At 48.0% G+C, this 13599-nt stretch carries 10 protein-coding genes; 6 read left to right on the top strand and 4 right to left on the bottom strand.

Annotated elements, in window-relative coordinates:
* Window positions 1-33 precede the first annotated feature (33 nt).
* From GOU96_RS07435 to GOU96_RS07420, 4 genes are all read right to left on the bottom strand, one after another.
* A complete protein-coding gene (locus tag GOU96_RS07435) occupies window positions 34-1818 on the bottom strand; it encodes an oligosaccharyltransferase (protein ID WP_000212629.1) in 1785 nt (594 codons plus the stop codon).
* Between the two features lie 64 nt (window positions 1819-1882).
* Window positions 1883-4705: an excinuclease ABC subunit UvrA gene (uvrA, locus tag GOU96_RS07430; protein WP_175248268.1), complete on the bottom strand. Its 2823-nt coding sequence runs from the start codon at window positions 4703-4705 to the stop codon at window positions 1883-1885.
* Between the two features lie 155 nt (window positions 4706-4860).
* Window positions 4861-5733: a UTP--glucose-1-phosphate uridylyltransferase GalU gene (galU, locus tag GOU96_RS07425; protein ID WP_001920788.1), complete on the bottom strand. Its 873-nt coding sequence runs from the start codon at window positions 5731-5733 to the stop codon at window positions 4861-4863.
* Window positions 5734-5905: 172 nt separating this feature from the next.
* A complete protein-coding gene (locus GOU96_RS07420) occupies window positions 5906-6550 on the bottom strand; it encodes a LuxR C-terminal-related transcriptional regulator (protein WP_001188318.1) in 645 nt (214 codons plus the stop codon).
* 291 nt (window positions 6551-6841) lie between these two features.
* Here GOU96_RS07420 and GOU96_RS07415 point away from each other — a divergent pair, with 291 nt between their 5' ends.
* From GOU96_RS07415 to mshL, 6 genes are all read left to right on the top strand, one after another.
* Window positions 6842-7375: a single-stranded DNA-binding protein gene (locus tag GOU96_RS07415; protein ID WP_000168287.1), complete on the top strand. Its 534-nt coding sequence runs from the start codon at window positions 6842-6844 to the stop codon at window positions 7373-7375.
* 123 nt (window positions 7376-7498) lie between these two features.
* Window positions 7499-9511, top strand: coding sequence for an RNase E specificity factor CsrD (gene csrD, locus GOU96_RS07410; RefSeq protein ID WP_042988586.1), 2013 nt, complete (start codon window positions 7499-7501; stop codon window positions 9509-9511).
* 12 nt (window positions 9512-9523) lie between these two features.
* Window positions 9524-10963 carry a PilN domain-containing protein gene (locus GOU96_RS07405; protein ID WP_000743251.1) on the top strand — a complete coding sequence of 480 codons (1440 nt, stop codon included), beginning with the start codon at window positions 9524-9526 and terminating at the stop codon, window positions 10961-10963.
* A complete protein-coding gene (gene gspM / locus GOU96_RS07400) occupies window positions 10960-11610 on the top strand; it encodes a type II secretion system protein GspM (protein ID WP_219659310.1) in 651 nt (216 codons plus the stop codon). Before GOU96_RS07405 ends, gspM begins: the two co-directional genes overlap by 4 nt.
* Window positions 11603-11920, top strand: coding sequence for an MSHA biogenesis protein MshK (locus tag GOU96_RS07395; RefSeq protein WP_000252812.1), 318 nt, complete (start codon window positions 11603-11605; stop codon window positions 11918-11920). Before gspM ends, GOU96_RS07395 begins: the two co-directional genes overlap by 8 nt.
* A gap of 14 nt (window positions 11921-11934) precedes the next feature.
* A complete protein-coding gene (gene mshL / locus GOU96_RS07390) occupies window positions 11935-13599 on the top strand; it encodes a pilus (MSHA type) biogenesis protein MshL (protein WP_001227128.1) in 1665 nt (554 codons plus the stop codon).

The raw sequence follows: 13599 nt of genomic DNA, 5'->3' as shown, positions 1-13599 counted from the left end.
CTTAAAAGCCACCCTTATTGTTTCTCGCAGAGCTTAGGGTGTCGCGGCTGAGGGAGCTTCAGCATCAGATGCGGCACTGTTGACCTTTATCGAGGGGTGGTACTGGACTGTACTGAAATCTTGATTGGGGAACAGAAATTCGGCCTCGCGGCGGATTTGCTGCGCACGGCTCGTATCGCCTAAACCTTGATAAGCCAAAATCAGGTTTGAATAGAAGGCCGGGCGCGGTTTATGTTGAATGATCTGTAATGACCAATCGATATAGGGTTGGATAAGCTCCGCTTTTTGTTCATGGAGCCCGATGTTCAGATAGGTGCTATAGATATCCCAATCAAATCTGTCTTGCCATACCAATGGGTTAGTCACGTTTTTCAGCAATTCAGGATTGAGTGGCTGAGATTTTTCAAATTGCGTTAACACATAATTGGTGTGTAACGCTGTGACCATATACAAGCTGGTGACAATCGGCAGCACTAAGCTGGTAATGCGCAGTAAAGATTTCGTGAGCGTGGTGAAACTGGCCAGTCGATAGCGTGCGACTCGTTGATCTACCCAGTATATGAGGATAATAAAGGTGATCCAGTGGATTGCGGAGTGGTAAAACGGATACTCCAACTGAGCGTGTAAGGTGATCGGCACAAACAGAGCCAGCATGGCCATGCGAGTGCCACGTTTGGCGGCATAAATGCGTAGAGCACAAAAACAGGCGGCGAGTAATATACCCATTACAGGTAGTAATCCGCCTTCTACCCCCCAATACAACAGCTCATTGTGTGGGTGATCCATCGATGCTAAGCCTGCTGGATAGCTGCTATTTAACTGATGCTGGCGAGCAGTATAAAGCAGATACTGCGCCTCAAATTTGCCATAACCATAGCCTGTAAAAGGCTTTTCGATGATCATATCTATGGTTTGTGGAAATGTGAAACGACGTGGGCTTTCTAAGTCAGCCTTATTCGCGACAAAACTAGAGGTTCCTTGGCCATACATAGCGGTAAAACCTGCACAAATCCCAAGAGCTATGGCAAGAAGCCAGAGCGTAAAGCGCCGACGTGAAGCGAATCGATATAAGTAAGGGGCAACCAGAGCGATACTCAATAAACTGGCCAGCCAGCCAGTGCGAGAGGCGAGTACGACCAGTAAGGGAGCCGTGAGTAGCGGTGTCGCGTAAAGGATGCCGATTTTGCTCCAGCGCGAGTCATATTTTTCCGGTTGTCTGGCCAGCAAATAACCTGACAACACCAGCCCTGTTGCGAGGAAACTGGCCATCACATTTGGTTGCTGGAAAATACCATACGGTCGATTTGCTTCGGTGTCATAACCAAAGGGGTTACCCGGCTCTAACCAAAAGTATTGAATTAAACCGATCACGGCTTCAATGACGCTACCCAGTAGAATAAACCACAGCAAACGCTGTTTATGTTTGTTGCTAAAGCGAAATTGTTGTAAGACGAGAAACAGAGTAAATCCAGCCCAGAGACCCACTAAGCGGCCAAGAGTATGAAACCAATCGGCATTCGAGTAAGTGATGGGTAGGGTTAGCAGAACACAGCTTAACCAAAGTCCAATGGTCAGCTTGGAATAACGCAGCGCTTGATTATTCGCCAACTGATACAGACCAATCGCCAGTGTTATGCTGGTCGCGATCCAGACCGTAGTATTGAAGGAGAGCGCCAGCCCTGCACCGCCGGGGTTAGGCATAAAGAAATGCATGGCGAGCAGATAAACCACGGCCAAGGCAAAAAGAAACGGTTTATTGAGTGGTAGGCTCGGAGCGTGAGGCTCCAACCGAGTGCCACTTAACAGCAAAGTTGCCATGCAGTTCACCTTAAAAAAGAAACCAGCGCACAGTTCGCTGGTTTCATTACTTTAGCCTTTTTTTCTAATTCAACAAAGGCTTGAGGAAACGTGCGGTATGTGAAGCTTCGATCTGCGCCACATCTTCTGGTGTTCCTTCTGCAATAATCAGTCCGCCGCCTTGGCCGCCTTCGGGGCCTAAATCGATGATCCAGTCAGCCGTTTTGATCACATCCAAGTTATGCTCAATCACCACCACGGTATTGCCATGGTCACGCAAGCGGTGAAGAACGCTCAATAGTTGCTGAATATCGTGGAAGTGTAGGCCCGTGGTTGGTTCATCCAAAATATACAGGGTTTTGCCCGTATCTCGTTTGGAGAGTTCACGCGCTAATTTTACCCGCTGCGCTTCACCTCCTGATAAGGTGGTGGCTGATTGCCCAAGACGAATGTAGGACAACCCAACATCCATCAAGGTTTGCAGCTTACGTGCTATCACAGGTACGGGGTCAAAAAACTCGCGTGCGTCTTCAACGGTCATGTCCAAAACTTCATCAATCGTCTTGCCTTTGTAGCGCACTTCCAGTGTTTCTCGGTTATAGCGTTTACCTTTACACACATCACAAGGCACATACACATCGGGTAAGAAGTGCATTTCAACTTTGATCACGCCATCGCCTTGACACGCTTCACAGCGCCCTCCGCGCACGTTAAAACTAAAGCGTCCCGGCTGATAACCACGCGAGCGGGACTCTTGTGTTCCTGCAAACAATTCACGGATTGGAGTGAAGATTCCGGTGTAAGTGGCAGGGTTGGAGCGAGGAGTGCGACCAATTGGGCTCTGATCGATATCGATCACTTTATCAAAGTGTTCTAGACCTTGAATGGAGCGATAAGGTGCAGGTGTCGCCGTCGTCGCGCCATTGAGTGCGGTATGGGCAATCTTAAAGAAGGTATCGTTGATCAGAGTGGATTTTCCCGAACCTGAAACGCCCGTCACACAAGTAAACAGGCCAACAGGAATAGACAGGTCAACATTTTTTAAGTTATTACCGACTGCGCCTTTAAGCTCTACCGTTTTCTTCGCATCTTTTGGTGTGCGCTGCTCTGGTACCGCGATTTTTTTCACGCCACTGAGATATTGGCCTGTGAGTGAGTTTGGATTGGCGATGATTTCCTCTACATTACCTTCGGCAACCACCATGCCGCCGTGTACGCCAGCACCTGGGCCAATATCAATCACATGATCTGCCATGCGAATCGCATCTTCATCATGCTCAACCACTAACACGGTATTACCTAGATTGCGTAAGTGGGTGAGGGTTTGCAGCAAGCGTTCGTTGTCGCGTTGGTGGAGGCCAATCGACGGTTCATCAAGGACATACATCACACCGACTAAACCCGCACCAATCTGACTGGCTAGGCGAATACGCTGTGCTTCGCCACCGGAAAGCGTCTCGGCGCTGCGCGAGAGATTTAAGTAATTAAGCCCGACATTGACTAAAAATTGCAGCCGGTCGTTGATCTCTTTCATCACTTTTTCAGCGATTTGTGCACGTTGGCCTTCCAGTTTGAGCTCTTGGAAGAACGTTAGCGCATCAGCAATGCTCAGTTCTACAATCGTTGGCAACGCAGTATCATTAATAAACACATTGCGTGCTTCGATTTTTAAGCGCGTACCATCACAACTGCTGCAAGGCTTGTTGGAGATGTATTTTGCCAGCTCCTCACGCACCGAGTTGGATTCGGTATCGCGATAGCGGCGCTCCAAATTATGCAAAATTCCTTCAAAAGGATGTTTTTTAAGGCGAATATCACCCCGATCATTGATGTACTTAAATTCAATTTCGGTGCGACCAGAGCCGTGCAGAATGATTTCCTGAATCTTTTTGCTCAGCTTATAGAAGGGCGTGTGTACATCAAAATCGTAGTGCTCGGCCAGTGCAGTCAGCATCTGGAAATAATAAAAGTTCTTTTGATCCCAACCGCGGATCGCACCTTGTGCCAAACTTAAATTGGCATCTTGAATCACTCGATCTGGATCGAAATACTGCTGTACTCCTAAACCATCACAGGTTGGACAAGCACCGGCTGGGTTGTTGAAGGAGAACAGGCGTGGTTCAAGTTCGCGCATGCTGTAACCGCAATGTGGACAAGCAAAGTTGGCCGAGAAAATCTGCTCTTCGCCATCGCCTTCCATCGGTGCGACAACGACGATACCACCGGAAAGTTCTAAGGCGGTTTCAAAGGATTCGGCTAAGCGTTGCTGCAGATCACTGCGCACTTTGAAACGGTCGACAATCACTTCAATGGTGTGCTTTTTGTGCAGTTCGAGTTTCGGTGGATCGGTCAGATCGCAGGTTTCACCATCGATACGCGCACGAATAAAGCCCTGCGCAGCAAGGTTTTCCAATGTTTTAACGTGTTCGCCTTTGCGCTCTTTGACTATGGTTGCCAGCAGCATCATTTTGCTGCCTTCTGGCAATTCCAGTACTTTGTCTACCATCTGACTGATGGTTTGCGCTTTCAGTGGCACTTGGTGTTCGGGGCAGCGTGGCTCACCAACCCGAGCGTAGAGTAGACGTAAATAGTCATACACTTCCGTAATCGTACCCACAGTAGAGCGTGGGTTATGGGAAGTGGACTTCTGCTCAATCGAAATCGCGGGTGAAAGCCCCTCAATGTGGTCTACATCCGGCTTTTCCATCAGAGAAAGGAATTGGCGCGCATAAGCTGAGAGCGATTCGACATAACGCCGTTGACCTTCTGCGTACAGCGTATCAAAAGCCAGTGAGGATTTACCTGAACCAGAGAGGCCGGTGATGACAATCAATTTGTCACGAGGAATGGTCAGATTGATATTTTTGAGGTTATGGGTACGAGCGCCGCGTACTTCGATTTTGTCCATCTGGGTTGCTCTTTGCTAAACGAAGTGCAGCAAGTATTACATAGCGTGAACAAAGTGCAAGCAAATACTGGATAAAAAAACAGTCATATCAAAAGCAAAAAAGCCAACCTGAGAAGTTGCAGGTTGGCTTTTAAATGCATTGTTTAGATAGCGAATTACTGACCTTTATGCGTCGACTTTTTAGCCAGCTCCACTTTTTGGTCATTTTTCTTGTACATGTTTTCGTAGCAGAAGTTGGTGGCTTCGATATAGCCTTCAACGCTACCACAGTCGAAGCGCTTACCTTTGAATTTATAAGCCAGTACACAACCCGCTTTGGCTTGTTTGAGCAGCGCGTCAGTGATTTGAATTTCACCGCCTTTGCCCGGCTCGGTCTGCTCAATCAGATCAAAAATATCTGGTGTGAGGATATAACGGCCAATGATGGCGAGGTTGCTTGGCGCTGTGCCCGGCTCTGGTTTTTCGACCATGTTATCGACGCGGAACAGATCGTCTTTAATCATCTCACCTGCGATCACGCCGTATTTGTGAGTTTCGTTTTCTGGAACCTCTTGCACAGCGACGATAGAGCAGCGGAACTGTTTGTACAGTGCAACCATCTGTGCCAGTACGCCTTGCTCTTCGTTCACACACAGGTCGTCCGCTAGCACAACGGCAAACGGCTCATCACCGACCAATTCTTTGCCGGTTAAAATCGCATGCCCCAAGCCTTTCATCTCACGTTGGCGAATGAAGGTAAAGTTAGCGCTTTCGATGATTTTACGGATATCACCTAATAGCTCTTCTTTATTCGTACCGCGGATTTGGTGCTCTAACTCGTAGTTCATGTCAAAGTGATCCATGATCGAATGCTTACCACGACCTGTCACAATACACATGCCTGTGATACCCGCTTGAATCGCTTCATCAACACCGTACTCAATCAGCGGTTTGTTAACAACAGGCATCATCTCTTTGGGCATCGACTTAGTCGCTGGTAGGAATCGGGTACCGTAGCCAGCTGCCGGAAATAGACACTTCTTAATCATCATTTTTGCTCTATGGTGTGCTAGGGAGAAATTTTTTGCTGACTCTACCACTTCTGATTCGCGACTGCATTACGTTGAGGCTCTTGGCCGAAAAAATGTGTGTGAAGTCGCATTGTTACTACATTTTTCTCCACTCACTCATGGTGAATTCACTCCGCTAGGTTGAGCGCCTTTACAGTAAATTTTGATTAACCCAAGCGATCGCTTTGACTCGATTTTTCACGTTTAGCTTTTTAAATATCTGATAAAGATGCGATTTCACCGTGAACTCACTAATAAATAAATTCTCAGCGATTTGCATATTCGATGCACCAGTTTGTAAACAGCGCAGGATCTGAATTTCACGTGCAGTCAAATCGACCGTGGCTTGAACTTGATGGCTTTGGAAAGCGTAACGATAGTAATGCAGCAACTGACTGCTGACATGGCGAGGTAGCCAGTTTTGGCCATTAATGATCTCCCCAAGACCGTGGGCAATAAAGCCTGTGTCTTCATTGGCATAAAACAGACCTTTGAGGTTTCCAAAAGTGAGCAGATCTTCCGTTCTTAACCGTTTCTCGACATTAAACAAGATGGTTTCGAAGTACGGGCTGGTAAGCTTGAGGGGACCCAATTGCTGGCGAATCAGGCCATTTTCCGCATGGTCGAGCAACAATATTTTGTGTTTATCGGATTGATACTCGCGCAATAAGCGTTCTGGTTCAATCACCGGGACGGGCAGGTTCAATTGCTCAATGGCGGCTTGAACTCCGGGATGTAACGTTTTCGGCTGTGTCGTTAATAAATAAATCGTGCGTGCATAGTTGGCTCGTTGCATGATGAATTGCAGATCCAGTTAATATGAAATAATGCACTTAATATGGCGAAAAATAGCTTATGGCGCTATGCGATAAAAGCAGTTTGCGGAGCACCTCAATAGGCTAAGTAACCGATAAGTTTATCAGTGAGTTATTTCGGTGAAGCCGCCTTGAAAATGGGCAAACAAGGTCAGTGAAATGAGTTCGGCTACCATCAGAATAAGGGAATTCGATTGGTTCAGTGAGCAAAACGGTGTTATCCTTGCCGACTACTTCAAATTGATAGACATGACTTGATTACGGAGCAAAACATGGCAAGCCGTGGCGTGAACAAAGTAATTTTGATTGGTAACTTAGGCCAAGATCCTGAAGTGCGTTATATGCCAAGCGGCGGCGCAGTAGCGAATATCACCATCGCGACCTCCGAAACCTGGCGTGATAAAGCCACAGGTGAACAGAAGGAAAAAACCGAATGGCACCGAGTCACTCTGTATGGAAAATTGGCAGAAGTGGCCGGTGAATATTTGCGCAAAGGTTCTCAAGTTTACATTGAAGGCCAACTGCAAACGCGTAAGTGGCAAGATCAAAGTGGTCAAGATCGCTACTCAACCGAAGTGGTTGTACAAGGCTATAACGGTATCATGCAGATGCTGGGTGGACGTGCACAGCAAGGTGGAATGCCAGCCCAAGGCGGCATGAATGCTCCTGCGCAGCAAGGTAGTTGGGGACAACCACAACAACCAGCGAAGCAGCATCAGCCTATGCAACAATCTGCGCCTCAACAGTACTCGCAACCGCAGTATAATGAGCCGCCGATGGATTTTGATGACGACATCCCGTTTTAGTATTGTAATTGACGAAAAAAGCCGCGGATTCCGCGGCTTTTTTATATAGTTATCTCAATTGTTTAATGTACACTTCTCGCCTCTGAATGATAGGTAGCGGCGCACATAAGGAACGTGGCACAAATGAGGTATACACCGACATTAAAACTGAGCACTCGGTTAGTGGCGTTCGTCACTATGACGGTGATCAGTGCCATGTTTATCCTGTTCCTTGGTGGCACCTTATCTTTTCAGCGTTTGGGGCAGGAATACCTCAACCACTATCTACAAGGGATAGTTGAGGTTGTCGATAAGGAGATGGAAGATCCAGACGCCGCTTACTCTATGCAGCGTTGGATGCCCAAAATGCTTCAAGCGAGTGGCATCATTGAAATGCAGCTTACTTCCGAAGCTGGCCCCGTCTACCGTTTTAAAGACACCACCAACACCATTGAAGCTTCACGTTTGCATCAAGTCGCTTTACCGCTCAAACGTAATCCCGGTTATGTGATGCATTTTAAAGCGGTGCCTCCCTACCTCAATTACAACTATTCACTGCAAGCCATGTGGTCGACCACCTTAGCGGTGCTACTGATCGTATTTTTCTTGATCCGCGGTCTGAAATGGTTGAAAGAGCAACTACTAGGATCGGAGTTACTGGAAGAGCGAGGACGGATGATTCTTGCTGGACGAGTGGAGCAACATGCCAAGGGGGATCCGCGAGAGTGGCCTTTCACCGCAAGTGAAGCCTTAGATCGCCTGATTGAAGAGTTGCAAGATGCCCGTCAAGAACGTAGTCGTTTTGATACCTTTATTCGTAGCCAAACCTTCCTCGATCAACTGACCGGGACGGCGAATCGGGTGTTGTATGACAGTAAGCTGGAATCGGCTTTACTGGAGAGTGGCGCTCACGGCGGCGTTATGATGCTGCGTGTCGATGACTTAGAGTCAGCGCGAGAAGAGAGCCCTAAACGTGCGGTCGATGAGTTTATCATTGAAGTGGGGGAGTGTTTATCCAACATAGTACAGCGTTATCCGGATGCCATACTTTCTCGCTACTATGAGGATGTGTTTGCGCTGTTTATTCCTCATCAGGGTAGTAAAGATATTGCTCAAGTAGCGACACAGGCGATTAAGTTGATTGAGCGCATCAATCCCCCTGAGCCACTGCCAGAAGACAATTGGTTCCACATTGGTGTAACCATGTATCAAGAAGGTGAGCGGCGTGGACGGATTATTGATGAGATGGAAACCGCGCTCAAAAGTGCTCAACTGCAAGGGGTGAATGCGTGGAGCCGTTTTCAAAAACCTAAACAGTTACAAGAGGATCGCGGTAGCGTTCGGTGGCGTACATTGTTTGAACAGGTGCTTCGTCCTGAAGAGATCTTGCTCTATCGCCAAGCCTGTTATCGTATCTCTGCCAATGGAGAGCGGGAGTTTCTACATTATGAGTTATTTGCGCGTATTCAGGATCCACAACAAGGCATTCTCAAAGCGTCGCGTTTTAGCTCAGCTTTAGAAACGGTCGGTTATGAAGCCATGTTGGATCGTGCCGTATTCAGCTCTGTCGTGAGTTTTCTGAAGCGCTCTGAACAGCCTGAACCACTCTCGGTAAACTTGCACGTTGTTCCATTTAACGATAAACGGTATGCTCGCTGGATTCGCAACGAATTGATGCAGATGCCTTTTTCTCTTAGAACGGCGCTCTCTTTTGAGTTTTCAGAAGCGCATTTGGTCAACCATTTAGACTATATGCGCCCCATCATTCGCATGTTGGCGGGGCTGGGTTGCAAGATAGTGGTGGGACAAGCGGGACGAACAATTGTCAGCACGCACTATATCAAAGACTTAAAAGTCAACTATCTTAAACTTCATCGGAGTTTGATAAAGAAAATTGACCAACGCCATGAAAATCAGCTGTTCGTTCGCAGTTTGGTAGGTGTATGTGGCGGTACCCAAGCAGAAGTGGTTGCGGTTGGGGTTGAAACTACTCAAGAGTGGCAAACCTTACAGATGCTGGGTGTCAGTGGTGTGCAAGGGCGGTTGTTTGATGAGGAGCAACAGATGTTGCCTCCTTTACCACTAGAGCCATTGAAACGACCTCCGCGTCTCTCTGTAAAGCCCATCGGCAAACGTAATCGATGGCGAACCAAATAGCAGTGGTAGAGAATGAAGAAACCGAGTTGGATAGAGAAACTGATTGCCCCTAAGGTTGCCTCGCAACAGTTATATGTTGTGGTGCAGCCAGAGCACCTGTACTTCACATCCGATGATTTGTCGCCTATTCCTCCCCAGCCGTTACAGCAACAAAGTTGGCAAGCGGTATTGGTGCAAACGCTGCAAAAGCACGCCGTCCATGATGTACAAATCCACCTTGTACTGCATTCACAGCTTTATCAAACCTATCAAATTGAACAGCCGAGCATTCCGCGTGAAGAGTGGTCGGCAGCCTTGCCTTTCCTGCTCAAAGATATGTTGAGTGAGAAAGTGACGGATGTAGTGGCGGATGCTCACCCTCTTCCCGGCAGTGGTAAAGTACAAGCCTATGTGATCAGCAAGCGTACTATCCTTGAGTTGCAAAGCATGGCGGTGTCGGCGGGATTAACGCTAGGACGAGTGATCCCCGAGCAAGCGATTTGGGGATTGGTGGGCGGAGAATTGAGCCACTTCCTGTTGCTGCATCGCAGCATGGGTGGCAGCTTTAAGCTGGATGCTTTCGTTGATCGTCAGTGCAGTTTTCAACGCACCTTACGTGGGATCACTGCGCCTGTGACTGATAACGCGGCCAGTGCCCTTCAGTTAGATAGCTTGGCGTTAGAGCTACAGCGCTCGATTGATTACTTATCCGCCCAGTTAAAGGGCGGCTCTTTACAACAGCTAAAAGTGTGTTGTGATGGTGAAGATCAACAGGCTTTGATCACCGGACTCAATGAGCGCTTAAGTGTGCGAGCGTCAGGACTGGATGGTGAAGCGACCATCTGTGGTGAACAACTGGCACGTTATGCGCGCAATATCCCGCAAGAAACCATCAATTTCTATCAAGATCACCTCAAGCCGAAGCGTGAAAAGTTCACCTTAACCAATCTCTTGTTAGCGTGGTTTGCATTGAGCGTTGTGTTATTGCTTGGGTACGCAGGGGTGGGTTATCAAAACTGGGTTATCCAACAGCAGTGGCAAGAGCAGCAGCAACATAATCAATCGTTAACAGAACAAGCGGCTAACTTACGTCAGCAGGTGGCGGTTCATCTTCCTTCGCCCGCTAAACAGGCGGCGATAGGGCGCATAAAGCAAGAGATCTCTAGCAAACAGCAAGCATTAGACGCGATTGGGCAGTTTGATGTGGCTCAGCAAACGGGCTATTCCGGCGTATTGAACTCTTTGGCTCAATTGGCGCGTAGCGATATCTCTTTAAGCAGTATTACTTTGGATTCCTCGCAATTAAATGTGCAGGGACTCGCTCGTGATCCTGCCTCGATTCCAAACTGGATCAGTCAATTTAAACAAGAACTGCATCTGATGGGCAGAAGCTTTGAGCAACTGAAAATTGGCCGTAATGATCAAGACATGATCACCTTTGAACTCAACACTCAGCGAGGAGAACAAAGATGAAATCGGGTTGGCAAAACTTTGAAAGTCGCTTCTCCGCACTGTCGCAACGAGAGAAGGTGTTAATTACGGTGTGCGGTAGCGTGCTTATTGTGATGATGCTATTGCTGGGATTGATTGAGCCCGCCTTAAAACAGGGCCAAGCACGTCAATTGCAAATGCAAACCCTGAGGTCAAGTAACCTGCAACTTCAAGGCGAAATCATGGCGCTGCAAGCGCAGTTGGCGAAAAACCCAGACCAAGAGTTGGATGTGGAGCTGAGCCAACTGACGTTGCAAAGTCAGGAGATTTCCGAGCTGCTGGCGGCCAAAATGACCTCGATGGTCGCTCCGTCAGAGATGCCAAATTTGCTCGAAAGCGTATTAAAACAAGGGCAACAGTTGAAGTTGGTTTCCTTGGAGTCCTTACCCGCAGAGCCGATTGTGCGCGCAACGGAATCGAGATCGGAGTCTGAATACTATATTCACCCTGTGCGTATGGAGTTAACGGGCTCCTATTTTGCTATCCGAGATTATCTGCAAGCCTTGGAAGCTTTGCCTGTGAAATATTATTGGCGTCACTTTCATTATCGAGTGGAAAGCTACCCACAGGCTCGGGTGATCCTAGAAGTCTATACTTTAGGCAGTCGAGAGGAGTTTATCGGTGGTTAGATATGGTGTGCTCTTGGCGTTAATTGCCGTCACCTACAGTTATGCAGGTGAAGATCCGACAGCGCCTTTAGGTTGGGTAAGCCCCGCTAAACCCGAATTGCAAAAGCCGAGTTATCCGGTACCGACTCTGCAAAGCATTGTTTGTGCAGAAGGTCGCAGCTGCTATGCGATCATTGAACAAAGAGTCGTAGCACAGGGGGATGTGGTGAATGGGTATCGTGTGGCAACGATCCATCCCGATCAGGTGAAACTCACCCGGGCAGGTAAAGAGTGGCGATTAGCCCTGTTTACGCTCGATATAAAACAATAAGGTAACAGAGTCTTATGCGTAAAATCGTACTCGCTTCAGTGGTGACTTCTTTGGTGGGATGCTCAATGGGACATCGTGATCCTGTTGAAGCTAAACAAGCCCTGAACCAAGCTATTAACGAGACGAACAGTCGTCAGATTGACCAATTACCGCCTTCGGTAGAGGCTGATTTGATGCCAGATATGGATACTCTTACTGCCAGTGAACCGAAAACTTTGCAGCGTTTTCGAATCCAAGCTGAGGATGTCGAAGCGAAGGCCTTTTTTGCCAGTTTAGTGCAGGGAACCGAGTACAGTACGGCGATCCACCCTGCGGTGACTGGGCGAATTACTCTCAACTTGACCGACGTGACCCTAGATGAAGCCTTAGGTGTCGTGCGTGATTTGTACGGTTTTGAGGTGGTAAAAGAGGGTAAAGTGATCCAAGTCTATCCGGCAGGGTTGCGTACGGTCACGATTCCGGTTGATTATCTGCAATTTAAACGCACAGGGCGTTCGTTAACGTCGATTACGACGGGCACCATCACCAATACGGACACCAATAACTCAAGCAGTAGCTCTTCATCGAGCAGTGGTTCGTCTGATGGTAACTCAAGCAGTTCTAGCTCAAGAAGAAGTGATTCGCGAGGGGGGACGGAAATTGAAACCACGAACGAGAGTGATTTCTGGCCGCTACTAGAAAAAGCAGTGGCTCAGTTGCTTGGCGGTAGCGGTGGCCAAACGGTGATTGCCAATCCGCAGGCGGGAGTATTAACCTTGCGCGCTTATCCCGATGAAATTCGTCAAGTGAACGAGTTTCTGGGGATCTCGCAACAGCGAATGCATCGACAAGTGATCCTCGAAGCTAAGATTCTTGAAGTGACCCTCAGTGATGGTTACCAACAGGGGATTAACTGGAGTAAAGCTTTTTCTTCCAATGGTGCTGGTTACAACATCGGTTCCGGAACCATTACTCAAGACAGTAGTGGCAACCCCATCACTTCTGCATTACCCGGCTTAGACGCGATAGGTAGTCTATTAGGCGGTCAATCCAATGTAGTGATCTCCAGTGGCAGCTTTGATGCTGTGATCAGTTTTATGGCGACGCAAGGTGATTTAAATGTTCTGTCTAGCCCGCGAGTAACCGCGTCCAACAACCAGAAAGCGGTGATCAAAGTCGGGACGGATGAATACTATGTGACCGACCTATCCAGCGTGGTTGGAACTGGAGATAACGCGCAAGCGTCACCCGATATTACGCTTACGCCTTTCTTCTCTGGGATTTCATTGGATGTCACGCCGCAAATTGACGATCAAGGCAACGTATTACTGCATGTGCACCCTGCTGTGATTGAAGTTGAGCAACAAACCAAGATTATCACTTACAACAGCCAAGAAATTACCTTGCCGTTAGCAAGAAGTTCGATTCGTGAATCTGACTCAGTCATTCGGGCGAAAGACGGCGATGTGGTAGTCATTGGGGGATTGATGAAAACCAATACCATAGAGCGGGTATCAAAAGTGCCGTTTTTAGGTGATGTTCCAGGGCTAGGAAATTTGTTTCGTAACATCTCCAATCAGACCCAAAAAACAGAACTGGTTATTTTGCTCAAGCCGACAGTCGTTGGGGTAAATACTTGGCAAAAAGAGCTGGAGCGCTCGCGCAGTTTGCTACAGGAATGGTTCCCGGATAGTCAATAA

The organism is Vibrio sp. R-1 (assembly GCF_035615595.1).
In the GTDB taxonomy this organism is placed as follows: domain Bacteria; phylum Pseudomonadota; class Gammaproteobacteria; order Enterobacterales; family Vibrionaceae; genus Vibrio; species Vibrio cholerae.
This window is presented reverse-complemented; position numbering and strand designations above follow the sequence as displayed.